28 protein-coding genes are annotated in these 22888 nt (G+C 68.7%); 16 read left to right on the top strand and 12 right to left on the bottom strand.

Annotation, left to right across the window (positions count from 1 at the left end; genetic code table 11):
* Window positions 1-471, top strand: a complete 471-nt coding sequence (locus LFM09_RS43210) for a hypothetical protein (protein ID WP_414102432.1) — start codon at window positions 1-3, stop codon at window positions 469-471.
* On the opposite strand, the gene LFM09_RS43205 is transcribed toward LFM09_RS43210, so the two are convergent.
* Complete coding sequence (locus LFM09_RS43205) at window positions 440-1330, bottom strand: 5'-nucleotidase (protein ID WP_414102431.1); 891 nt, start codon at window positions 1328-1330, stop codon at window positions 440-442. The two genes, LFM09_RS43210 and LFM09_RS43205, sit on opposite strands and share 32 nt — an antisense overlap.
* 41 nt (window positions 1331-1371) lie before the next feature.
* On the opposite strand from LFM09_RS43205, the gene LFM09_RS43200 reads away from it, so the two are divergent.
* Entirely contained in the window at window positions 1372-1686 is a 315-nt protein-coding gene (locus tag LFM09_RS43200) for a DMT family transporter (RefSeq protein ID WP_414102430.1), read from the top strand.
* The gene (locus LFM09_RS43195) at window positions 1687-2094 is read left to right on the top strand and encodes a DMT family transporter (protein WP_414102429.1); all 408 of its coding nucleotides are present in this window, start codon (window positions 1687-1689) and stop codon (window positions 2092-2094) included. It abuts the gene before it with no gap.
* Here the strand turns inward: LFM09_RS43195 and LFM09_RS43190 are convergent.
* From LFM09_RS43190 to LFM09_RS43180, 3 genes are all read right to left on the bottom strand, one after another.
* The gene (locus tag LFM09_RS43190; protein WP_414102428.1) at window positions 1987-3324 is read right to left on the bottom strand and encodes a glycosyl hydrolase family 18 protein; all 1338 of its coding nucleotides are present in this window, start codon (window positions 3322-3324) and stop codon (window positions 1987-1989) included. The two genes, LFM09_RS43195 and LFM09_RS43190, sit on opposite strands and share 108 nt — an antisense overlap.
* A gap of 139 nt (window positions 3325-3463) precedes the next feature.
* Window positions 3464-4195: an SDR family NAD(P)-dependent oxidoreductase gene (locus LFM09_RS43185; RefSeq protein WP_414102427.1), complete on the bottom strand. Its 732-nt coding sequence runs from the start codon at window positions 4193-4195 to the stop codon at window positions 3464-3466.
* A complete protein-coding gene (locus LFM09_RS43180) occupies window positions 4195-5955 on the bottom strand; it encodes a serine/threonine-protein kinase (protein ID WP_414102426.1) in 1761 nt (586 codons plus the stop codon). Before LFM09_RS43180 ends, LFM09_RS43185 begins: the two co-directional genes overlap by 1 nt.
* A gap of 92 nt (window positions 5956-6047) precedes the next feature.
* Between LFM09_RS43180 and LFM09_RS43175 the strand changes: the two genes are divergently transcribed.
* Complete coding sequence (locus LFM09_RS43175; protein ID WP_414102425.1) at window positions 6048-6713, top strand: Clp protease N-terminal domain-containing protein; 666 nt, start codon at window positions 6048-6050, stop codon at window positions 6711-6713.
* Here LFM09_RS43175 and LFM09_RS43170 read toward each other — a convergent pair.
* Entirely contained in the window at window positions 6667-7635 is a 969-nt protein-coding gene (locus LFM09_RS43170; protein WP_414102424.1) for a helix-turn-helix transcriptional regulator, read from the bottom strand. The two genes, LFM09_RS43175 and LFM09_RS43170, sit on opposite strands and share 47 nt — an antisense overlap.
* Window positions 7636-7740: 105 nt before the next feature.
* Between LFM09_RS43170 and LFM09_RS43165 the strand changes: the two genes are divergently transcribed.
* The 5 genes from LFM09_RS43165 (at window position 7741) to LFM09_RS43145 (ending at window position 11251) form a co-directional block, all read left to right on the top strand.
* Window positions 7741-8175 carry a VOC family protein gene (locus LFM09_RS43165; RefSeq protein ID WP_414102423.1) on the top strand — a complete coding sequence of 145 codons (435 nt, stop codon included), beginning with the start codon at window positions 7741-7743 and terminating at the stop codon, window positions 8173-8175.
* A gap of 110 nt (window positions 8176-8285) precedes the next feature.
* The gene (locus LFM09_RS43160) at window positions 8286-8687 is read left to right on the top strand and encodes a response regulator transcription factor (protein WP_414102461.1); all 402 of its coding nucleotides are present in this window, start codon (window positions 8286-8288) and stop codon (window positions 8685-8687) included.
* A gap of 149 nt (window positions 8688-8836) precedes the next feature.
* Entirely contained in the window at window positions 8837-9406 is a 570-nt protein-coding gene (locus LFM09_RS43155; protein WP_414102422.1) for a sigma-70 family RNA polymerase sigma factor, read from the top strand.
* Between the two features lie 88 nt (window positions 9407-9494).
* Window positions 9495-10598 (top strand): carboxyl transferase domain-containing protein, encoded by a 1104-nt coding sequence (locus tag LFM09_RS43150; RefSeq protein WP_414102421.1) that lies wholly within the window; start codon window positions 9495-9497, stop codon window positions 10596-10598.
* A 182-nt stretch (window positions 10599-10780) separates the two neighbouring features.
* Complete coding sequence (locus LFM09_RS43145; RefSeq protein WP_414102420.1) at window positions 10781-11251, top strand: hypothetical protein; 471 nt, start codon at window positions 10781-10783, stop codon at window positions 11249-11251.
* Here LFM09_RS43145 and LFM09_RS43140 read toward each other — a convergent pair.
* Together LFM09_RS43140 and LFM09_RS43135 are read right to left on the bottom strand one after the other, a co-directional pair.
* Window positions 11217-12596, bottom strand: a complete 1380-nt coding sequence (locus LFM09_RS43140) for an FAD-dependent oxidoreductase (RefSeq protein WP_414102419.1) — start codon at window positions 12594-12596, stop codon at window positions 11217-11219. The genes LFM09_RS43145 and LFM09_RS43140 overlap by 35 nt on opposite strands.
* A 43-nt stretch (window positions 12597-12639) precedes the next feature.
* Window positions 12640-13641, bottom strand: coding sequence for a response regulator transcription factor (locus tag LFM09_RS43135; protein ID WP_414102418.1), 1002 nt, complete (start codon window positions 13639-13641; stop codon window positions 12640-12642).
* Between the two features lie 89 nt (window positions 13642-13730).
* Between LFM09_RS43135 and LFM09_RS43130 the strand changes: the two genes are divergently transcribed.
* Window positions 13731-14120, top strand: a complete 390-nt coding sequence (locus LFM09_RS43130; RefSeq protein ID WP_414102417.1) for a cupin domain-containing protein — start codon at window positions 13731-13733, stop codon at window positions 14118-14120.
* On the top strand, window positions 14117-14506 hold the full coding sequence (locus LFM09_RS43125; protein WP_414102416.1) for a DUF1304 family protein: 390 nt from the start codon (window positions 14117-14119) through the stop codon (window positions 14504-14506). Before LFM09_RS43130 ends, LFM09_RS43125 begins: the two co-directional genes overlap by 4 nt.
* Window positions 14507-14889: 383 nt before the next feature.
* On the opposite strand, the gene LFM09_RS43120 is transcribed toward LFM09_RS43125, so the two are convergent.
* From LFM09_RS43120 to LFM09_RS43110, 3 genes are read right to left on the bottom strand one after another with little or no spacing between them, the layout of a single operon-like run.
* Window positions 14890-15543, bottom strand: a complete 654-nt coding sequence (locus tag LFM09_RS43120) for a response regulator (protein WP_414102415.1) — start codon at window positions 15541-15543, stop codon at window positions 14890-14892.
* A complete protein-coding gene (locus LFM09_RS43115; protein ID WP_414102414.1) occupies window positions 15540-18074 on the bottom strand; it encodes a histidine kinase in 2535 nt (844 codons plus the stop codon). Before LFM09_RS43115 ends, LFM09_RS43120 begins: the two co-directional genes overlap by 4 nt.
* Window positions 18075-18081: 7 nt before the next feature.
* Window positions 18082-18291 carry a hypothetical protein gene (locus LFM09_RS43110; protein WP_414102413.1) on the bottom strand — a complete coding sequence of 70 codons (210 nt, stop codon included), beginning with the start codon at window positions 18289-18291 and terminating at the stop codon, window positions 18082-18084.
* Between the two features lie 112 nt (window positions 18292-18403).
* Here LFM09_RS43110 and LFM09_RS43105 point away from each other — a divergent pair, with 112 nt between their 5' ends.
* Together LFM09_RS43105 and LFM09_RS43100 are read left to right on the top strand one after the other, a co-directional pair.
* Entirely contained in the window at window positions 18404-18853 is a 450-nt protein-coding gene (locus LFM09_RS43105; RefSeq protein WP_414102460.1) for a protein-tyrosine phosphatase family protein, read from the top strand.
* A gap of 14 nt (window positions 18854-18867) precedes the next feature.
* Window positions 18868-19311, top strand: coding sequence for a nitroreductase family deazaflavin-dependent oxidoreductase (locus LFM09_RS43100; protein ID WP_414102412.1), 444 nt, complete (start codon window positions 18868-18870; stop codon window positions 19309-19311).
* Here LFM09_RS43100 and LFM09_RS43095 read toward each other — a convergent pair.
* A complete protein-coding gene (locus tag LFM09_RS43095) occupies window positions 19308-19991 on the bottom strand; it encodes an MOSC domain-containing protein (protein WP_414102411.1) in 684 nt (227 codons plus the stop codon). The genes LFM09_RS43100 and LFM09_RS43095 overlap by 4 nt on opposite strands.
* A gap of 10 nt (window positions 19992-20001) precedes the next feature.
* On the bottom strand, window positions 20002-20391 hold the full coding sequence (locus tag LFM09_RS43090) for a MerR family transcriptional regulator (RefSeq protein ID WP_414102410.1): 390 nt from the start codon (window positions 20389-20391) through the stop codon (window positions 20002-20004).
* A 90-nt stretch (window positions 20392-20481) separates the two neighbouring features.
* Here LFM09_RS43090 and LFM09_RS43085 point away from each other — a divergent pair, with 90 nt between their 5' ends.
* The 3 genes from LFM09_RS43085 (at window position 20482) to LFM09_RS43075 (ending at window position 22808) form a co-directional block, all read left to right on the top strand.
* A complete protein-coding gene (locus LFM09_RS43085; protein WP_414102409.1) occupies window positions 20482-20895 on the top strand; it encodes a hypothetical protein in 414 nt (137 codons plus the stop codon).
* A 70-nt stretch (window positions 20896-20965) separates the two neighbouring features.
* Window positions 20966-21739, top strand: a complete 774-nt coding sequence (locus LFM09_RS43080) for a hypothetical protein (protein ID WP_414102408.1) — start codon at window positions 20966-20968, stop codon at window positions 21737-21739.
* Between the two features lie 34 nt (window positions 21740-21773).
* A complete protein-coding gene (locus LFM09_RS43075) occupies window positions 21774-22808 on the top strand; it encodes an aldo/keto reductase (protein WP_414102459.1) in 1035 nt (344 codons plus the stop codon).
* The last annotated feature ends 80 nt before the right edge of the window (window positions 22809-22888 follow it).

Here is a 22888-nt window from a genome sequence, read left to right as displayed (position 1 = left end):
GTGGGGGAGTGGAAGCGGGACCGGATCGGGGCGTCGTTGCGCGGCGAGAACCCCACTGTGATGCGGCGGCTGACCGCTGGGTTCGCGAACATCGGTGACGCCCAGTTCCTGCCGGGCTACTGCGTCCTGCTGGTGGACACGCCGGGCGTGCAACGACTGACCGACCTGCCACGCCGCAGGAGGCTGCACTTCCTGTCCGACATGGACGTCCTCGGCGAGGCCGTGGAACGCGTCTGCGCGCGCCGCGACCCGGGATTCCGCCGTGTGAACCTGGAGATCCTCGGCAACACCGATCCCTACCTGCACGCCCACATCTGGCCGCGCTACGACTGGGAACCACCGGACATCGTCGGCCGCCCGGTGTGGCTGTACCCGGTCGAACGCTGGTCCGATCCGGCCACCGCCCTCGGGGCGGCCCACGACGACCTGAGGGCGGAACTCACTGCGGAGCTCGACCTTCTGCGTTCGTGATCCCGAACGGGACGTGCACACAAGGCACGGTCTGGATCAGGTGCCCGCGCTGGTCGTCGAAGAAGATGTGCGGCTTCAACACGTCGAGAATCGGCGCCTTCTTCAAGCCTCCCAGGAAGAACGCGTCGTTCACCGTCAGTCCCCAGGCCTTGAGGCTGTTGATCGCCCGCTCATGAGCCGGCGCCGACCGAGCGGTGACCACGGAGACTCGCACCCGATCCTCGGCAACCCGCTGAATCCGGTTGATCCCGGCGAGAAAGTTCCGCAACGGCCCGGGGTCGAGCGGCGTGACGACGTTCAACGCCTCGTGCTGCTGGAACTGATCAAGCCCACCGGATTGATAGATCCGCTCAGCACCGTCATCCGCGAGCACCCCGTCGAAGTCGAACGCGATCCGCAACGCGGGATCGTCGTCGTCCCGAAAGGACGACTTCAAAACCTGCCCAGCGGGCAGCCCGGCCGCGGTAGCTCGGCGCACGTCCTTCTCGTGCGCGGACAAGAACAAAGACATGTTCAAGGCGGGCATGAACTCGTGCGCCGCCCGCCCCTGCGTGAAGATCGCGCGCGTGAGTCCCAGCCCGTGATGCGCCGCTGACCGGAGGATGCGCAGCCCGGTGTCGGGGGAGTTGCGCGAGAGCACGATGACCTCGACCAGCGGGCCAAATGAGTTGAGCGCCAGCAGCCGCCGGATGAACGGGAACGCGACACCCGGCGCGAACGGCTCGTCGAGGTGTGCTTCCTGGTACTCGCGGTAGGCCTGCTCACCCGAGGCCTGGAAGACGGCGTCGGAGGCGGAGAGGTCGAACAGCGCGCTCGACGCGACGCCGACGACCAGCAGGTTTTCCAGGCTGGGTGCCACGTCACAGATCGTAGCCGCGCTTTTCTGGTACGGTCGTACCAATGTACTGGGTTGTGCTGGTGCTGTCCGGGGTGCTGGAGGCCGTGTGGGCCACGGCGCTCGCGGCGTCGAAGGGCTTCCGCCGGCCGCGGCCGGCGGTGGTGTTCGCCTTGTCGATGACGTTGAGCGTCGTCGGTTTGGCGTGGGCGATGCGCGGGATTCCGGTCGGCACGGCGTACGCGGTGTGGGTCGGCGTCGGGGCCGTGCTCACGGTGCTCGTGGCGGTGGCGCGAAAAGAGGAGAAGCTCGGGGCGACGAAAGCCCTGGTGCTGGCCGCGCTTGTCGGCTGCGTGATCGGGCTGAAGGCGGTGAGCTAGATGTACTGGGCTGTGCTGCTGGCGAGTGCCGTGCTCGAAGCGGTCTGGGCGACCGCGCTCTCCCGAGGTGCCTACTTCATCTTCACGGCAGCCGCGACGCTCAGCATGATCGGGCTTTCCGTTGGCATGAAACGAATCCCAGTCGGCACCGCGTACGCCGTGTGGGTCGGTGTCGGCGCGGCGCTGACCGTGACGTGGGCGATGATCACCGGTGGGGAAGCGGTCTCCGTCTGGAAGATCGTGTTCCTCACCGGGATCATCGCCTGCGTCATCGGGCTGAAGTTCCTCAAAGAGCAGGACTCAGCTGTTGTGCGTCCACCGCTGGTTGGCGGTGCCGGCGCAGTCCCAGAGCTGAAGCCTGGTGCCGTCGGCGGAGCTGTTGCCGGTGGCGTCGAGACATCTCCCTGAGCCCACGTTGCGCAGCTGGCCGTTGGCCTCGGTGGTCCACTGCTGGTTGCCTGCGCCGGTGCAGTCCCAGAGCTGGGTGACCGCACCGTTGCCGGTACCGGACGCGTCGAGGCACTTGCCCAAGGCTCGCAACGTGCTGCCGTTGCGGGACCACTGCTGGGCGTTGGTGCCGTTGCACGTCCAGAGCTGAACTGCCGTGCCGTTGGTCGCGTTCGCACCCGCCACGTCGACGCACTTGCCGCCGAAACCGGTGATCGAGCCACCGGGCGGGTTCGGGGGGTTGCCGCCGGAAGCGGTCTCCCAGATGGCGTTGAGCAGGCTGGTGGCACCGGTGGTGTCCTGGGAGAGCTCCCAGTTCATGATGCCGCCGGCGTTGGACAGCGCCCACGTCGTCTTCGCGCGGATCGTCGGCAGGCCGTTGTAGCAGTTGCCGTTGTAGCAGTCGCGGTTGGCGTTGGCCGGGTCCTGCGCGACGAGATCGCGGTAGGAGATGTAGGTCGGCCGGCTGTAGAACGGCACGCCGAGAACCGCCTTGCTGGCCGGGAGGCCGCGGTTCTTCCAGAAGTTGACCGAGTTGATCGACCAGTTGTAGTTGGCGTGCGGGCTGCCGCCGTCGTAGGCCATGATGTTCAGCCAGTCGACGATGCCGAACACCGCGGGCTGCACGCCGTTCGCCGTGCCGCCCTCGCTCACGACCGCGGCCGTGAGCAGCTTGCCGCGGCTGTGCAGCTGGTCGCCCAGCTGCCGCATCAGCAGGGTGTAGTTGTCACCCTCGACGCCCGGATCCGGGTACTCCCAGTCCATGTCGACGCCGTCGAGGTTGTACTGGTTGACCAGGTTGATCAGCGCGTTCACGAACGTCGTGCGGCCGTTGGCGCTGGCCGCCAGGATCTCGAAGTTGTCGTCGTTGCCGCCGTTCCAGCCACCGACGGCGATCGAGACCTTGACGTTGTTCTGGTGGCCCAGGCTCACGAGCTGCTGGAGCTTGCCGGGGTCGGGAACGCCCTGGAGCGTGCCGTTGGCGTTCGGCAGCACGAACGAGTAGTTGATGTGCGTCAGCTTGCTGTACTGGATCGAGCTGACGTTGCCCGCCCACGACGGCATGTAGCCGACGCTCTTGAAACCGGCGGGATAGGCGGCCTGCGCGGCAGGCGCCAGGACGGTCAGTGTCGCCGCGGCGGCGGCCAGCGCGAGGCCGGCGGCACCGAGGCGAGATCGGAGTGAACGCATTGCAGGGGTTGCCTTCCACTTTCGTCGTACGCCCGCCGACGACGTTAGTGGTCTAGACCGGTAGTCGGGAAGATCAACTAAGAACCGGAACCAGTTCCGGTTCCGGTTCGGGGAATTTCTGGTGGGAGCGCGACCACCCTCAGTGCAGGTAGGAGGCGCCGTTCAGGTGGATGATCGAGCCGCTGGCCCAGGTCGCCTTCTCCGACGCCAGCCACGCGACGGCCGACGCGATCTCCTCCGGCTCGCCGACCCGGTTGAACGGGCTCTGCTTCCGGATCTCGTCGCCTTCGGGGCTGTTCAGCCAGTCGGTGACCATGTCGGTGTGGACGAATCCCGGCGCCACCGCGGCGACGGAGATGCCTTGCGGGGCAAGGGATTGCGCGAGTGACTGGGTCATCGCGTGCAGACCGGCCTTCGCCGCGCCGTACGCGGGGGCGTCGGGTTCACCCCGGTAGGCACCCCTGGATCCGACGCTGATGATCCGGGCACCCTCGCCCATGTGCTGCACGGCGTGCCAGATCAGGTCGGCCGGGCCCAGCAGGTTGACCTCGATCGTGCGGCGCCAGGACTCCTGCCACTCCGCGAAGCCGGTCGTGGCGATGGGGTGGTGGAAGTAGATGCCGGCGTTGTTGACGAGGACGTCGAGGCCGCCGAGCTTCTCGACGGTCTCGGTGACGATCTGCTCGGCCTGGTTCGCGCCGAGGTCGCCGTGGACCGTCACGTGGCCGGTGCCGGGGAGCTTTTCGGCTACCTCCAGCGCTTTCTCCGGAGCGGACCGGTAGTGGACGGCGACCTGGTGGCCGTTGTCCGCCAGTGCGTGCGCGATCGCGGCGCCGATACCCCGGGACGCCCCGGTGACGAGGGCGCGCATCAGGCCGGGTTCTGAGTGTTGATCATCCATTTTCCGTTCTGCTGGATGAACGTGTACCGATGGCGCTCGACGTTGGAGGCGTTGGCGCCCTGCATGTACGTTACGGTCACGATCACCGCGTTGTCGCCTGCTGTTCCGAAGTTCGACAGCTGCACGGAAGTGAACCGGCCCCAGAACCTCTGGTAGTCCTGGAAGCTCGGCACCATGGCGGCTTTGAACGAGTCGGAGAGGCTCGCGTAGCCGGCCTCGAGGTTGCCCGGGATCAACGCGTAGTACGCCGTGATGGCTTCCTGTGCGTTCTTGGGACCTGCGGGCGGTTGCGGCTGGCCCTGGTCCGGGCTGCTCGGCGGGTTCGTCTGCGTGTTGGCCGGGGGCTGTGTCTGGGTGTCCGTCGGCTGCTGCGGCTGAGTCTGGTTCTGCGGCTGGGTCTGGCTCGTGCTCGTGGGGCTCGAGGTGCCGCTGGAGGCGGAGTTGTTGTTGGACGGCTGGCCACTTCCCTTGGGCCACAACAGGAACGCGCCGACGCCCACAGCCAGCACGAGGATCACGATCGCGATCGGGACGAGCGGGAACTTGCGGCGGTTCTCATCGGACTGGGCCGGTGGGACCGGGGCCGGAGCTGCCGCGGCGACGGTTGCCTGCCCGACCGCGGTGAGGGTCTGCCTCACGGGTTCCTCGTGCGGGGCAGGGGTTTCGGCGACGGGCTCGGGGGCGACCGCGACGGGCTCTGGTTCGGGCTCGGGCTCTGCGACCGGTTCGGGCTCGGGTTCGGGCTGTGCAGGCGGTGCCGTCAGCTCGGCGGCCTCGGCAGCGGCGGCACCCGCCACCAACCCGGCCGCGGCCGCACTGGCCTCCTTCTTGGCCTTCTCCTCCGGCTGGGCCTCGACCGGCAGCTCGACCGTCGCGGGAATGACCACGGTCGCCGCGGCGACCTGCGGCGACTCGTTGACCACGGCGGCCAGCAGGTGGACGGCCTCCTCCATGGACGGCCGGCGCTCCGGTTCGTTGGCGAGCAGGCGGAACAGGACGGGCGCGAGCAGCGGACCGGCGTTGGCCGGCGGCATGATCGAGCCGCTGGCGACGCGGTGGAGCATCGCGATGTGGTTGTCGGCGGTCCCGAACGGCGGCCCGCCCTCGACGGCGTTGTAGAGCGTGGCGCCGAGGGAGAACACGTCCGAGGGCAGGCCGGCGTCCTCGCCGCGTGCGACCTCGGGGGAGAAGAACGCCGGGGTGCCGACGGTGCCGGTCATGGTGGCGGTGCCGTCGTCGGTGGCGCGGGAGATGCCGAAGTCGGTGATCTTGACTTCCTGGTCGCCGATCAGCACGTTGCCCGGCTTCACGTCGCGGTGCTGGATGCCGTGGCGGTGCGCGGCGGCCAGTGCGGCGGCGGTGTAGCAACCGATGCGGGCCACCTCGCGCGGTGGCAGCGAGCCCTGCTCGGTGATGACGGCGGCGAGGCTGCGGGAGGGGAGGTACTCCATGATCAGCCAGGGGCGCCCGTCCTCCTCCACGACGTCGTAGACGCGGATGGCGTTCGGGTGTTCGAGACGGGCGGCCAGGCGGGCCTCGCGCATGGCCCTGGCTTTGGCGCGTTCGATCTTGGCCTCGTCCAGGCCGTCGAGCGCCAGCAGCTCCTTCGCCGCGACCATGCGGTGCAGTTGCTCGTCGTAGGCCTGCCAGACGACGCCCATCGCGCCCTGACCGACCTTTTCCCGCAACCGGTACCGGCTTCCGATCAGCCGGTTGTCGTTCTCCTCCACGCCCGCGCTCCCGTCCCCTTGATCACTCGCAAGTGTGACGGTTGCCGCGTTCGGGATTGACTGTAACCCCACTTGGGGGTACATATGGGGTTATGCCGAAAATCAACGTGTACCTGCCCGATGAGCTGGCCGAAACGGTGAAGGAGCTGAACATTCCGGTGTCCGCGATCTGTCAGCGGGCGCTCGAAGGCTCGGTCAAGCGGATCGCCGCGATCCGAGCCCTGACCGTCGAAGACCTCCGACGTGAGAACACCTCGCAGTTCACCGATCGCGCGTGGAACGCGTTGCGCATCGCCGCGAGATCCTCCGGGGGCGCCAGGATCGGAACGGGGCACATGCTGAAGGGCATCGTCGACGAGGGTGCCAACCTGGCCTTGGAGGTCCTGCGGGCGATCGACATCGAACCCGAGGGCTTGCCGTCCTTCGTTCCCGGCGACGTGAACCAGAAACCCGGTTTCGCCGCCGACGGTGCGAACGCACTGGAGCTCGCGGTCACCGAGGCCGTCGCCCTGGGGCACAACTACGTGGGCTGCGAACACCTGCTGCTCGGCATCATCGCCGAGCCGGACGGCCTGGGTGGTCAGGAGCTGCGCGAGCTCGGTGCGGAGCTCAAGTCCGCCCGCCGCGCCGTGCTGAGCGCTCTCGCTGGCATCGTGCACCTCAAGAAGCAGCAGCAGGCCGTGCCGGACGCCGCCAAGGTCCTGGAGATGATCATGGCTCGGTTGGACCGGCTGGAGAAGCACGCTGGTATCGGCTGACCAGTTCGGCCCCGATGCGGGCCAGGTGTTCCTCGACCTCGTCCGGTGACTCGACGGTGATCAGGCCGCCCCACCCGGCGACGTTGCGGGCGATGTCGAGCGGACGTGGTGCGGTCAGCTCGACCCTGACCTGGTCGCCGATCTCCTCGAGGACCGTGCAGTGACGTCCGTGCATGTGCTGGAAGACCTTGATGAACTGGGTGGGCACCAGCATCACCGAGGCGGTCTCCGAGCGCCGCTGCTCGATCGCCGTGACGACCGAGTCCCACGCCGACCTGAGCTCGAACTCCGGTGGCTTCTGCGACGGGGTGCCGGTGAGGGTGGCGCCCAGGATCCGGTCGACCCGGAAGGTGCGCTGGCCTTGGTCGGTACCCGCGATGAAGTACCAGATGCCGTCCTTGTCGACGAGTCCCCACGGGTCGACCACGCGTCCCGTCGGCGGGGTGCCGCGCTTCTGGTAGGTGAGCCGGACGCGGATCCGTTCCACCACAGCCTTCTGCAGGACCGACACCAGCACTGGCCGGTCCTGGGTGTCCTCGCCCCACCCCGCGGTGTCGATCACGACCGCTTCGGCCGCGGCCTCCGCGTCGGCGCGGAACGTCTGCGGGAGCGCCCTGACCAGCTTTCGCAGGGCTGACTTCACCTGGGGTGCGACGGACGCGGCCGGGCCGGCGATCAGGAACAACGCCTGAGCCTCCGCCGAGGTCAGGCCGCTCAGGTCGGTGCGGGCACCGCCGATCAGCGCCCAGCCGCCACCCCTGCCCGGTTGGGGGTACACGGGTACCCCCGCCGTGGACAGCGCCTCCAGGTCGCGGCGGGCGGTGGCGACCGAGACCTCCAGCTCCTCGGCCAGTTCTTTGGCGGTCACCCGGCCCCGGGCCTGCATCAGCAGCAACGTGGCGACTAGTCGGTCTGCGCGCATTCTTCGAGCTTCCCGTTAAAAGTGCTCAGTGGATGAGCACTTTACGGCCGAAGCTGGATGACAACACCCCAAAGTTGTTGGAGGAAGATCATCATGTTGCGTGGCATGTCGACCGTGACCTACTTCGCTGACGACGTCGCGGAGGCGCGTGACTGGTACGCGTCGTTCCTCGGCGTTGAGGCCTACTTCGCGCGGAACGCTCCGGACGGGGAGCTGGGGTACGCGGAGTTCCGGATCGGCGACTACCAGGCCGAGCTGGGGATCGTTTCGCGCAGGTTCGAGGTGACGCCGTCCGACGCTCCGGGAGGCGAGATCGTGTTCTGGGCGGTGGACGATCTTGAGGCGACGCTGGCCCGGTTGCAGGAGCTCGGCGCGAAGACGCACGACGAACCCCGTGTGCGGGGTGAGGGTTTCGTGACGGCGTCGGTGATCGACCCGTTCGGGAACATCCTCGGAGTCATGACGAACACTCACTACCTGTCCGTCGCCGAGTCTGTTCTGTCGGGTGGCGGCCAGAACCGCGACAAACGTCTCGCCTGAGTGCAGTCATTCGCCGCTCCAATGACGGGCATCCACGGGCGTCTACTTCTCGTGGATGCCCGTGGTATGTCCCAGGGGTAGGTGGCGGCTGGTTGGAGGGCCCGTTGAAGGTGACCGACGGGCGAGGGCCCATCCGCGTGCTGATCGTCGACGACGACGCGCGGGTGCGCAGCGCCATGCGGACTTTTCTGCTGGCGCACCCGGAGTTCGAGGTCGTCGGTGAGGCGGGGAGCGCCGAGCTGGCCGTGCGGCTGGCGGAGGCCACGTCGCCTTGTGTTGCCATCGTTGACGTTCTGATGCCCACGGAACGGGATGGCCTGTCGTTGCTCAAGGTCTTCGCCCAGCAGCACGGGATTCCTGTCGTGGCGATGAGTCTGAACAACGCGTGCGCGGACAGCGCGATCGCGGCCGGCGCGTACACGTTCCTCGCCAAGGACGGCTACTCGGATCTCTTGGTCAGCGCGTTGCTCGCCGCGCACAGGGCGCCTTCTGGTGGGTCTTCTCCGGAGTAGGACACATGACGTAGGAGTGGCCGGACTTCGGTCCCGGTCGGGGGTTCCGCAACTACGCGGGCAGGTTCGGTCGGCCGACCGATCCGGACGGGGTGTGGCACGGAGCACAGTTCTAACCACCACACCCCACACCCCGGAAGGCGAGCGACATGACCATCGTGAGCACCATCGCCGGGACAACAACTCGCGTCGGTACGGCCACCGATACGCTCGACAGCCGGGTTCTCGCGGACATCTACCGGATGCACGGCCGTTCGGTGCACAAGTACCTGCGCACGCTGACGAACGGCGACGCGCACCTCGCCGAGGACATCCTGCAGGAGACGTTCCTGCGGGCCTGGCGCACACCGCGTCTCGCGCACCGCCCCGAGGCGGCCAGACCGTGGCTCGTGACCGTCGCGCGCAACCTCGTCGTCGACCGGGTCCGGCACCGCAACCGCCGCCCGCAGGAGGCGGGGGACGCCGCGCTGGCCCACCTTCCCACGGCACGCTGTGAGATCTCGCGCGTCGTCGACTCGATCACGCTCGCCGAGGCGATGGCGAAGCTGACACCGAACCGGCGCGAGGTCGTCGTGCACATGTACCTGCACGGCCGCAGCCCGGACGAGGTGTCCGCGGTGCTCGGCATCCCGGTCGGCACGGTGAAGTCCCGCGTGCACTCGGCGTTGCGGTCGTTGCGGTCGCACCTGGCGGCCTCCGATCTGTGCCTGGCGGCGTGAGATGGACCTTCGTGACCCAGTTGTTCGACTGGAGTCGTTGTGCGACAGCGGGACTCTGAGACTTCTGTCTGAAGAGGACAGTTCGGGCGTGGTGATCGCCCGAGGGTATGTGTTCGGTCGTGCGGTGATCGCTTACGCGACGTCCTCGGGTGGTTCGCTCGGGGCCGACGGTTGCGCGCGGATCGTGTGGGCGGTGGATTCCGCGGCGCGCGAAGGCGTTCCGGTGCTGGGGCTGTGGCATTCGGCCGGGGTGCGGCTTGCTGAGGGCGTCGACGCGCTGGACGGTGTCGGGCACGTGTTCGCCGCGATGGTGCGGGCGTCCGGGCGGGTGCCGCAGATCTGCGTGGTGCTGGGGCCTTCGTGTGCGGACGGCGGCTACGGGCCGGTGCTGTCGGACGTCGTGATCGCGGGGCCGGGCGGGTCCGAGGCCGATGTCGTGTGCTCGTCCGACTTGCTGGCAGTGGAACAGGCGCGGCTGGTCACGTCGTTGCTGGGGGACCGCGGGTACTACTCGGCCGTGGCGGATCAGGAGATGCTCCTGGCGGAGCTGCTGCCGGCGCGGGAGTTGGCGTTGGCGATGTTCGACTCGTGTGCGGTCGAGCTGCAGGCTCGGACTGCGCCGAACATCGTCATCGCGTTGGGCCGGATGGGCGGGCACACGGTCGGAGTTGTCGCGAACAACGGGCAGCTCGACGGTGCTGCCGCTGCGAAGGCCGCGCGGTTCGTGCGGATGTGCGATGCGTTGCGGGTGCCTCTCGTGGTGGTGGCGGATGTTGTGGATGCGGCTCGGCGCAGTGCGAAGTTGTTGCACGCCTTTGCTTCCGCTTCGGTGCCGCGGGTGACCGTGGTGCCGCACAAGATCTACGGCGGCGGGTACGTCGTGATGAACTCGCGGTCGCTCGGTGCCACGGCGGTGTTCGCGTGGCCGGACGCCGAGGTGGCCGTGATGGGCGCGTCGGCGGCGGTGGAGATCCTGCACCGGGGGCGGTTGGCCGCGGAGCCGGTCGAGTCGCGGGAGGCGTTGCGCCGGACGTTGGTGCAGGAGCAGGAACTGGCCGCGGGCGGGGTCGCTCGCGCGTTGGAGCTGGGTGTTGTCGACGAGGTGATCTCGCCTGGTTCCACCCGACGGCGAATAGTCGAGGTGCTGGCGTCGTCCCGGGAACGCAGATCAGGCGGCATGATTCCGCTCTAGGACCGGCGTCGGGGTCTGTGTCCGCGATAGCCGGGCCTGAGGCGGCCCCTGGCGGCACGGCCGGACGACCCACATACGACACGGTATGCACATCGTCCGGCCGCACCACCAGGAACCACCTCAGGCGCGACTCTCATCGAACACAGACCCCGACGCCGGCCCCAGGGCCTTATCCTGCGTGGATGACGCAGCTCGCCATCACCGGACATCGTGGGCTCTCCGCCGAGCTGGAGGCGGAGATCGACAAGATGATCCGCGCTGCTGTTGCTTCCAGTGCGGACGTTGTGGGGGTCTCCTGTCTGGCGGACGGGGCGGACGCGGTGTTCGCGCAGGCCGTGCTGGACGCGGGCGGGTCGCTCGTCGCGGTGCTGCCCGCGCTGGAGTACCGGGAGTCGTTGCCCGAGGAGTTCCGGCCGGTGTACGACCGGTTGCTGGCGCGGGCCGGCAAGGTGGTGCAGCTGCCGTACGTCACCCCGGACCCGGAGGCGTACATGGAGGCGGGCAAGCGGATGGTCGACCAGGCCGAGTCGTTGCTCGCGGTGTGGGACGGCCAGCCCGGTCGTGGGGTCGGCGGTACGGCCGACGTGGTGGCTTACGCGCGGTCGCGGGGTGTGCCGGTCACCGTGCTTTGGCCCGAGGGCGCGATCCGCTGAGCACCCTCATGAGCACCGCGGGCCGGAAGAGCCTCGCCGGGTGGTCGACCATCTGCGAGACGCGGATGAACGACCGGTAGACCTCCTGGTTGCCGGGGATGACCTCGAACAGCCGCTTCGCGTACCAGTGGGCGAACCTCGTGCTCAGCGGCAGCTTCTTGGTGCTCCAGCCGAGGTCGGTCGTGGTGGCCGACATCCACGGGATCTGGCCGGTCTTCGCGACCGCGCGCTGGAACACGAGCGGTTCCTTGGCCAGGTCGTGGTTCTTGAGGAGCTCTCGGAGGTCGGCGCAGTTCAGTGCGGCGAGGGTCATGCCGTGGCCGTAGACGGGGTTGAGGGAGAGCACGGAGTCGCCGAGCGCGAGCAGGCCGCGCGGCCAGTTCGGGACCTTGTGGAACCGGTTCCAGCGGCTGCGCAGGTTGCCGACCCGGTAGATCTTCGACGCCGGGGTCGCGGTCTTGATGATCTCCGCGATGTCCTGGCACCGCAGGGTGGTGGCGTAGGCGAGGAAGCCGTCGTCGTCCGTCGGGGCGACGTCGCCGCCCGCGCCGAAGAGCGTGACGAACCACAGGTCGCCGTCCACCGAGGACACCGCGCCGCCGCGTTTGGTGTCCGGGGCGTGGGTGATCTCGTAGGCGGTCTTCCAGTCGAAGTTCAGGTCGTGGTTCACGTGGTAGAGCCGCGAGGTGTAGGCGAGGTGGCCGTTGACGATCATCGGTGCCGGGCAGTGCACGCCGTGCTCCGCGAGCCACGACACCAGCTTGCTGTTGCGGCCCGACGCGTCGACCACGAGGTCCGCGTAGTCGGTGAAGGGTTCGCCGGCGCGCCTGCCGTGCACCCCGGTGACGGTGCCGCGGTCGTGCAGCAGACCGTCGATCGTGACACCGTCCACAAGGGACACGTTGGGCAGCTTCAGCACCCGGCGGCGGATGATCCGTTCGATCGTCACGCGCGTCACCGAGTGCACGCTCAGCCCGATGGGGTCGCGCGGCGCCCAGCCGGCCGGGGCGCGGCTCATGAAGTCGCTGCCGAGGTCGGCCTGGACCGCCCCCGCGGCGTGCAGTTCCGCGCCGAGCTTGGGGAAGAGGGCTTCCAGCGCGTCGGCCCCGCGCGCCAGCAACGCGTGCGGGTGGTGGGCCTGGGGGATGCCCGCGCGGTAGCCGGCGGTGCCAGAGGTGCTCGCAGAAGTGATCGCAGAAGTGCTCGCAGAAGTGATCTCAGCGGCGATCTCGTCGCGTTCGACCACGACGACGTCGCCGTACGACTCGGACAACACCCTGGCCGCCAGCAGTCCCGCGAAGCCGGCGCCGATGACCAGGGCGCGGTCGGAGTACATGGCGCTCATGCTTGCAGAGCAAGGCTCCCGATTCGATCCCCCGATAGTCCTGTCAGGAGAGCTTCGCGACCAGCTCCGCGCGGCTGCGCACACCGAACTTCGCGAAGACCGATTTGAGATGGTCCTGCACGGTGTACGGCGAGATCGTCAGCCGTGCCGCGATCTCCGCCGTGGACTGTCCGGCCAGGACCTCGTGGCAGATGTCCTGCTCGCGGGCGGTCACCCCGTAGGCCTTCAGCAGGAGGGTCGTCAGCTCGGCTCCCGACGCCCGGCTGATGGTCACCGCGGCTTCGCTGTCACGTTCGTCGTGGCTTTGGTCGCTGAGGAGTTCGCTCGCTTCCAGCAGGATCCACCCGCCGTGCGCGTCGCGGACGCGGGCCTTGAACGTCCCGGCTCTGGCGCCTGCGGCGGCGGCGCGCAGCATCACCGCGAACCGGCCCTTGGCGACCTGTTCGAGTTCTTCGCGCCAGTACGCCGCTTCGGCGGTCGACGAACGCACAGACCCGTCTTTCGCGACCACGACGATGGCCGGCGTGCCGGTCCGTCGCGCCGCGGTCCTCGCCGCGACGCGGGTGGCGGCTCCGAGCGCGGGAGCCACCGATGCCATGAACTCCATCTCGCGTTCGCTGAATTCGGTCGTGCGCACGATTCCCGCCGCACCCCAGCACGTGTCGTCGGCCCAGAACAGCGCGCGCAGCTCGTGATTGAGCCCCAACGGCCGCCAGACCTCGTTGAGCCGCGTCGACCGCTTGTCCTCCAGCCGCGCCACCGTGTCACCGCGGCGCGCCAGTTCGGTGAACGTGTGCGGCTCACCCGGGGTGTACTCGCAGCTCGCGAGCATCGGCTCGTACTGCAGCGGGATCCGGTTGGCGCCGCTGGTCATCGAACTGATCGCGCCGGAGTCGGGGTCCATCGACGCCCAGCACGTGAGCTCGCACGGAACCACCCGGTCGACCAGCGCGATGGCCGCCGCGTGCAGCTCCGCGACGTCCAGCCCGGCTCCCGCCAGTGCCGTCACGTCGCGTCGCACGCCTTGCGCCCGACCCTCCCACACGGTTCGAAGTATGCGCTTTCGCACGGTTCTGAGGGCATCCCAGTTTTCCGGGATACGCGTGCTTCGGTCTCGCGCGCACGCTTCCCGGCATGATGACCACCGCAGGCGAGGGCGAGGAACTGACCGCGCCCGACGCAACAGTCACCGTCCGCATTCCGGCGTCGCTCACCGACGGCGCCTACGAGCTGTTCGAGGTGGACGCGCCCCGAGGCGAGGCCGCGCCACCACACCGCACCCCGTGGCCAAAGGCCTACTACGTGTTGCACGGACGCATGGCCGTGCTGCTCGACGGCGAACTGCACGACCTGTCGCCGGGCGACGCCATCACGATCCCCGCGGACGCACCGCACACGTTCACCGTCCACACGCCATCGGTCCAGTTCCTGGCCTTCGCGGTGGGCGACGTGATGGGCGCGTTCTTCCGCGACCTGTCCGCGCACGGGCTGGAGGCCCTGCCGCGTCACGGGGTAACGCTGTGAGCGTCGTGTCCCAGCTCGCGGCTGCGGTCGCGGCGCTGGTGCACCTGGTGGTGTGGGTGTGGGAGGCGTTCCTGATCCACCGCGTCCACCACTCGGTGTTCCGCCAGCCGGCCTCGGACGTGCCGGCGATCCGGTTGTGGGCGTTCGGGGTGGGCTTCTACAACCTGTTCCTGGCGTGCGGCCTGATCGCCGGGCTCGTCGCGGTCCACTCAGGCTCGGAACTGGTCGGGCGCACGCTGGTGATCTACGTGTCGCTGTTCATGGTGCTGGGCAGCGTGGTGCTGGCCGTGGCGGACCAGCTGTCGATGAGCAGGCCGCGCAACCAGGCGTGGGGAGGGGTTGCAGCGGAAGGCATCCCACCGCTCGTGGTGCTGCTATTCCTGTAGCGCGGTGAGCTTGTTGGTGAGCCAGGCCCCGTACCACTCGTCGAAGGTCGGCGTCGGGCGAGCGGCGGCGCGACCAGATCCAAGCCGTGGACGCACCGGGTGCGGGCAGGACTCCATCGGTTTCGGGGCGGCATCAAAGTCGCCGCAGTCTGGCGTCCGATGTCGAGGTGGGGCTAGCGGAAACGGACCGGCGGCGATGCCCCGCTCGAAGGTCGCCCAGGCCGTGCAACCCGGACCTCGCGTCCGTCCCCACGCAGAGCACGAACACCCGGAACGCAGCGGCAAAGCGACGCCGAGTGCGCTTTCCAGCGCGGTCGCCCCGATGCCGCTCATCCGCATGCCCGCCCACCGCTCCGACGAACCGAGCCGTCAACGGCCCCCGGTCACGGCCCGGTCACCAGGCCCTCGCGCACCGCCCACAGCGCCGCCTGCGTCCGCGACGCCAGCCCGAGCTTGTTGAGCACGTTCGACACGTGCGTGCGCGCGGTCCGCTCAGAGATCACCAGAGCCTCAGCGATGTCCCGGTTCGACTTCCCGTGCGCCACCAGCACCAGAATCTCGCGCTCCCGAGGCGTGAGCGCGGTAGCGGTCCGTTGCGGCGCGACCAACGAGCGGGTCAACGTACGAGCGACGGCAGGATCGAGGTGCACCTGACCCCGCATGGCCGCGCGCACCGCCGCACCCACCTGATCGGCCTCGGCGTCCTTCAACAGGTACCCCGCGGCGCCGGCCTCAAGAGCGACGTGGACGCGTTCGGCTTCGGAGAACGAGGTCAGCGCGACGACCTCGACCTGGGGGTAGAGCTGCTTGATCGCCTTCGTGGCGCCGATGCCGTCCAGGCGGGGCATCAGCAGGTCCATGAGCACGACGTCGGGCAGGTCGTCGGCGGTGGCGCGGACCGCGAGCTCGTCGAGGGCGGCCTGGCCGTCGCCCGCCTCGCCCACGACCTCGATGTCGTCCAGCATCTCGAAGAACGCCCGCATGCCGCGTCGCACCACCGCGTGGTCGTCGACGAGGAACACCCGGATCGTGCTCATCGCTGCTCTCCTGCCTGCGCCGTTCCCAAGGGCAGCACCGCGCGGACCGTGGTGGATCCCGCCGGGCTGCTGTCGATGACGAGATCGCCACCGATCCGTTTCATCCGCTCCCGCATGCTCACGAGGCCCATGCCGCTGGAGGAGACCGTAGCGGGGTCGAATCCTGTTCCGTCATCGGACACTTCTATGACCACGCCGTCGTCCTCGAACAGCAGGATGTCGATCCGCGCGGGGTCGGCGTGCTTGATCGCGTTGTGCACGGCCTCCTGGACCACGCGGAACATCTCCTCCTCCGCGCGTTCGTCCAGGGACAACCGGTAGCCCGGTGCCTCTACCGCGATGACGACGCCTTCACGGGAGGCGATCGCGGCCGACTGCTTGCGGATCGCCTCGGCCAGGCCGTCCTCGCGCAAGGCGTCCGGGCGCAGCTGGAAGAGCGAGGCTCGCATCTCGGCGAGCGCGTCCTGGGTGAGGCTGCGGAGCTCGGTGATGCCGCGGGCGACCGGGCCGTCCGGGTCGCCGCCCTGTTTCTGCAGCGCGAGTTCCACGGCTCGGGTGTGCAGGGTCATCGAGAACAACGCCTGGGAGACGGAGTCGTGCAGCTCGCGTGCCAGGCGGTGGCGTTCCTCCAGTGCCGCCACCTGGGAGGCCTCGTCGAGCATCTCCATGACCTCCTCGACGCCGAGCTGTTCCTCTCCGGCGACGGAGGTGAGCATCATCCGTGCGGACGCGGCACCGACGGCGCCGGCCAGCACGGTTTCCACGTGGTGCACGAGATCCGGGTCGGCGTCCTTTGTGGACTCCAGGTCGACGCCGTCGAGTGCTTTGGCGGCCGCGCGGTGGCCCATGGAGCGGACCAGGACCTCGTGCAGTGCCTGCACGGAGACGCCCTTGCGCCACAGCCGCGGCCGGGACGGGTCGTGCAGGGCGTCGACGAACAGCACCGCCTGGGCCTGTTCGCGGGCCTGCGGGCGGCCGGCCAGCGAGACCACGACGTAGCAGCCGACGTTGACGAGCATGCTCCAGAACATGCCGTGGCTGATGTTGTCCATGCCGGTGATGCCGAGCAGGTGTTCCGGGCGCAGTGCCTCGATGCCGAACGGACCGTCGTCGAGGAACCCGCGCGGCACCCAGCCCGCGGTGGCGAAGTTGGGCAGCAGCAACGTGTACGTCCACACGGCGAACCCGCCCACGAGGCCCGCCATGACGCCGTCGCGGGTGCCGCCCTTCCAGTACAGGCCGCCGATGATCGCGGGTGCGAACTGCGCGACCGCGGCGAACGACACGAGTCCCATCGACACCAGGGCGGTGCTCTCGCCGGTCAGCCGGAAGTACGCGTAGCCGAGCAGCAGGATGGCCACGATCGTCACGCGCCGGGTGATCAGGATCAGCCGCGCGAGCCTGCCGGAGTAGTTGCGGCGCAGCAGCATCGGCACGACGATCGAGTTCGACACCATGGTGGACAGCGCCACGGTCTCCACGATGATCATGCCGGTCGCCGCGCTCAGGCCGCCGACGAACACCAGCAGTGCCAACGCGTCCATGCCCGCCGCCATCGGCACGGTCAGCACGAACGTGTCCGCGTCGCCGCCCGCGCCGAACCGCAGCAGGCCCGCCGCCGCGATCGGCAGCACGAACACGCTGATCAACAGCATGTACAGGGGCGTCATCCACATGGCCTGCTTGACGTGCCGTTCGTCGACGTTCTCCACCACGCCGACCTGCCACTGGCGCGGCAGCAGCACGATCGCGAAGAGCGACAACACGTTCAGCCACACCCAGGTGCCGGTCGAGTCGCCGAGCGTGAACAACGCGGTGTGCCCGGCCTGCGCCGCCTGGCTGAAGAGGTCGCCGAAACCGTTGTAGAGACCCCAGGTCACGGTGATGCCGGCCGCGACGAACGCCACCAGCTTCACGACCGACTCGAACGCGATCGCGGTGACCATGCCCTCGTGACGTTCGGTCGCGTCGAGATGCCTGGTGCCGAACAGGATCGTGAAGCCCGCGAGCAGCAACGCCACGTACAGCGCGGTGTCCTCGAGCAGCGGCACCTGGCCCAGCGCGGACGACGGGGTGACCTCCGGCGCGCGGCGGATGATCTCGAACGTGTTGGAGACCGCCTTGAGCTGCAAGGCGATGTACGGCACGACACCGACGACGGCGATGGCCGCGATCAGCCCGCCGAGCCGCACGCTCTTGCCGTAGCGGGCGGACACGAAGTCGGCGAGGCTCGTGATGCGGTGCCGGTGGCTGATGTGGATGATCCGCCGCAGCACCAGCCAGCCGAGCGCTAGCATGATCGTCGGGCCGAGGTAGATCGACAGAAAGCCCACGCCCGTGGACGCCGCCCTGCCCACGCTGCCGTAGTACGTCCAGGACGTCGCGTAGACGGCCAGCGAGAGCGCGTAGATCGTGCCGCGGCCGACGATGCTGCGGCCGGCGTCGGCGCGGCGGTCACCGTAGAACGCGATGGCGAACAGCACGCCGAGGTAGGCGACGGACACACCGACGAGGAACCAGGTCTGGAGCATTCTCAGCTCAGCCCGACCGGCGGACGAGGAAGGCGACCAGTGCGATGACGACCAGCCACGCGCCGAAGAGGTAGGCGGCCACCGCGGGCACTCCCGCGACGGTGCCTCCGTCGTTCGCGACGGTGAGCAGCGGCGGTAGGAACAGCACGAAGCCGGTTGCCGCCACAAGGACCGTCAGCCCGGTGAACCGCCCGTCGTTCCTGGTGCCTCGTCGCACCTGTCACCACCCATCGGACACGATCTACTCGCCGGTAAGCCGATTCGCGAGCGTAGTACGAATGGAGGAATTCGGCGAAGTAGACATGACAGAATTTCATACAATTCGCGCAATGCGACGACTTGGGGACAGTGTTTTCTTAGGGGCGGGGTTCTTGAAGACGATCGAGCTACCTGACGGAGCGGTGGTGACGGGGCGTGGTCTGCGAGACGGCAAGCTCGTGGAGCCGCACCCGGAGTACGGGGTGTATCTGCAGCCCCGACCTGTCGACGTGCCGTGGCCGCACGACTGGATCGACTGGCCCGATTTCCGCCTTCCGCGTGATCATGACGCCGCGATCACGCTGATTCGGGCCCTGCACGCCCGCGCGCTGGCCGGCGAACGCGTCGAGGTGGCGTGCAGTGGCGGCGTCGGGCGGACCGGGACGGTGATCTCTTGCCTGGCCGTGCTGGCGGGTGTGCCGGCGGACGAGGCCGTGGCGTGGACGCGCGCGAATTACCACCGCCGCGCGGTCGAAACGCCGTGGCAAAAGCGCTGGGTCAGGAAGTTTCCGGCTCGTTAGGAACGGTGACGACGATGCCTCTTGAGGGTGAGTACGCGCCGCACCCGGTGCAGTGGGTCCGCGAGCAGGCCGAGCTGTACGAGAGTTCAGGCGGCACGCAGGCGAACACGCTCTGGGACACAGGCCTGCCCATCGTCCTTCTCACGACCCTGGGCGCGAAGAGCGGCAAGCTCCGCAAGATCCCGCTGATGCGCGTGGAGCACGAGGGCCGGTACGCCGCCGTGGCCTCGAACGGCGGTTCCCCAGGGCACCCGGTCTGGTACTTCAACATCAAGGCCGACCCGCGGGTGGAGCTCCAGGACGGAGCCGTGCGCCAGGACATGACGGCCCGTGAGATCACCGGTGCCGAGAAGGCCGAGTGGTGGGAACGCGCGGTCGCCGCGTATCCGGCGTACGCCGAGTACCAGGAGAAGACCGGCCGAGTGATCCCGGTCTTCGTCCTGGAGCGCGATCGCTAGGAGTCGAGTTCGACCGTGGTGCGCTTGTGCACCAGTTCGATCACCTGGGGCGGCACCGCGTCGCCCGCCACCAGCAGGCGGGGGAGCAGGTCGGCGTCCGTGGTGACGGCGCGGAAGAACAGCTCGACCGTGACGTCGTGGTCCGGCCGGTGCAGCACGGTGATCTCGTCGCCGGCCGCGAACCGGCCGGGCTCGAGCACGCGGAAGTAGGCGCCGGGCCGCGCGACCTGCGTGAACCGCTTGACCCACCCGCGCTGGCCGAGGCTGTGTTGCTCGAGATGGCCAGCAAACGTCCGGCACGGCACGCGCGGACCGGTGACTTCGAGCGTCACCGTGCCGACGCGCCAGTGCTCGCCGACGAGCGCGTGCGTGTGGTCGATGCCCTGCGTGGTCAGGTTCTCGCCGAACTGACCGTTGTGCAGGTCGACGCCCAGCTCGCCCTGCCACCAGTCGAGGTCTTCGCGGGCGTAGCCGTAAACCGCCTGGTAGTCGCCGCCGTGGACGGTCCAGTCGCCGATCGTGTCGCCGGCGATGCCGCTGCCCGCGGTGCCGCGTGCACCGGGTGCGCGGACCTCCCGCGGTCCGTCGACGGGACGCTTGTCGATGCCGGTGACGCCCGCGCGGGCGTAGTCGACCGGGGTGGTCTTGTGGGCGACGTTCAGCGAGAGCACGACGGGCATGCGCCCGAGCCTATTGGCCGACCGCCTTCGCGGCGATCGAATTGACGTAGTCCTCGTAGATGCCGACCTTGCGGGTGATCAGGTCCATGCACTCCTGCAGCTGGTCCATCTGCTGCCGGACCCGGTCCTGGTGCTCCTTGAGGATGGCGAGGCGCTGCAGCTCGTTGCCGTCGCCCTGGCGGACCAGCTCGGTGTAGCGGCGGATCTCCGGCACCGGCATCCCGGACATGCGCAGCATGATGCACATGCGCAGCCAGTCGACGTCCTGCTGCGTGTACACCCTCCGTCCGCCCGGTCCTCTGTGGACCTGGTTGGCGAGGATGCCCTCCTTCTCGTAGAACCGCAGCGCGTGCACGCTCAGCCCGGTGCGTTCGGAGACCTGCCCGATGCTCAAGCTCATGCGTCCGAGCATAGGTGCCGGAAAGGCGGCTTCCACCGGGTGCGTCGGTCGGTGGGGTCGGAACAGTCGATCGGCACACGAGGCGGCCACATGAGGAAGCGAAGATCGCCCAGGAGCCTCCTCGTTGCCGTTGTGGTCCTGCTTGCCGCAGTGCGCGTCCTCGCGAAGAGGCCGGCGGCACAGGCCAAGCCCGGGACGGCGTTGAGCGTGCCCGTCCCGGTGGAAGTAGACCGGACACAGGATGACGCCGACACCGAGCGACGAATGCCGTGGCGTCCCGTGGTGGGCGCGGTGATCGTGCTTGCCGGTGCGTTCTGCTTGTTCAAAGGCATCTCTGCGTTGAACGAGTCGGGGACCGTCCCGATCCCGCAGGAGAAACTCGCCGCCGACAACTACGTCAAGCTCGACGTTCCGCAGCCGGCATCGGGAAACGCCTTGTACTTCGGCCGATGCACGATGACCGCGAACTACGCCCACTGGGACCGCCCCCCCTTTCGCCGATGAGGTCGCTCACCCGGACAAGTACTGGGCGCAGGACATCCTCATCGAGCTGGCCGTCGCGGACCCCGCATCCGTGCCCGGCTCTCTGACGCTGATCCTCGCCGGAACCGCCACGACTCCGAACGGACTCGGCGCCAAGCCGTCCATCCACTGGTCGACGACCGGCGAACAACAGGTCGAGGGCCCGGCCCTGGCGGACACCGTCACCTGGAGCCAGCCGTACCCCGGCGATCACTTCACCTTCCGCCTGCCGCCCGTTGATCGGCAGTTCGTCGTGTCGCTGGACGGCGGGTATCTGGCCGTGCGCCGTGACCCGAGCACCATCCAAGTGTTGTTCCGCAGTGACACGAAGAACCCGGTCGGCCGGGTGGACCGCACCCGCACGACCGTCGACCTCCCGCTGGTCTGGGAGGTGTCGTGGGCGTTGGGGCCGGAACCCAGTCCCACCCCGCGCACCAGGTCGGACGTCACCACGTTCTGGGGCAATCCCGCGTGTGCCACCACCGCCGTGACGACTCGGCTCAAGGGACCGCTGACCAACGCGTCCAGCTACCGCCTCGACAGCGGCTCCGGCACCACGACCGACCAGGGCGTCGAGTTCGTGCGCGCGGTGGATCACAAGATCGACTACTTCTACGGGCAAACGATCTACTCGACGGCGTCTCCGCAACTGAGCTTCATCAGCCGAAACGGCGAAGTCGCTGCACAGCGGAACGCCACGATCGCCACGAGTCTCTGGATCGCCGCCGGGCTCGGCGCGATTCCGTTCGGCGTGCAGACCTTCTCCGGTTCCGCGCTCCACGCGCGCGAGGGTGCGGGAAGGCGGCGCACCCGACCCTTGACCTAGAGGCGGCTCTAGTTCGTAGGTTTTCCGCATGACTATGCGCTATCGCGTACTCGGGGGAACCGGTATCGAGGTCAGTCACCACTGCCTCGGCGCCATGATGTTCGGCAGCGTTGCCAACAACGACCACGAAGAGGGCGTCCGGATCATCCACCGCGCACTCGACGCGGGCATCAACTTCGTCGACACCGCCGACATGTACTCGGCCGGGGAGTCCGAGGAGATCGTCGGGAAGGCCCTGAACGGCCGCCGCGACGACGTCGTGCTCGCCACGAAGGTGCACTTCCCGCTGGGGGAGGGCCGCAACAACAGCGGCAACTCACGTCGCTACGTCGTGCGGGCCGTGGAGGACAGCCTGCGGCGGCTCGGCACCGACTGGATCGACCTGTACCAGGTGCACCGGCCGGACTACACGACCGACATCGAGGAAACGCTCTCGGTGCTGACCGATCTGGTGCGGGACGGGAAGATCCGCGCGTTCGGGTGCTCGACGTTCCCGGCTGAGGAGATCGTCGAGGCCCACCACGTGGCGTTGAACCGCGGGCTGATGCGGTTCCGGACCGAGCAGCCGCCGTACTCGTTGCTGGCGCGGGGGATCGAGCGGTCGGTGCTGCCGACCACGCAGCGGCTCGGGATGGGCGTGCTGGTGTGGAGCCCGCTGGGCGGCGGGTTCCTGTCGGGCAAGCACCGGCGTGGTGCGGGCGGCGAGGCGTTCCGGGCGACCCTGGCCCCGGACCGGTTCGACGAGTCGCTGGCGCGCAACGCCGCGAAGTTCGACGCGGTGGAGCAGTTCGCGAAGCTCGCGGATGAGATGGGGGTGTCGCTGCCGGCGCTGGCGATCGCGTTCGCGACGACGCATCCGGGGGTGACCTCGGCGATCACCGGGCCGCGCACGATGGAGCAGCTGGAGTCGTTGCTGGAGGCCGCTTCGCTGGTGTTGACCGACGACGTGCTGGACCGGATCGACGAGATCGTGCCGCCGGGCGTCGACACCTACGACACGCAGAGCTTCTGGAAGCCGGCGTCGCTGGTGGACGTGCACCAGCGACGCCGGCCTCTGGACCCGCGCTAGATCACCACCCCGGGGTGGTGATCTAGCGCGGGTCCAGAGGCCGGCGTCGCTGGTGGACGTGCACCAGCGACGCCGGCCTC

Origin of the sequence: Lentzea alba, assembly GCF_047445655.1 — a bacterium.
In the GTDB taxonomy this organism is placed as follows: Bacteria; Actinomycetota; Actinomycetes; order Mycobacteriales; family Pseudonocardiaceae; genus Lentzea; species Lentzea alba_A.
This window is presented reverse-complemented; position numbering and strand designations above follow the sequence as displayed.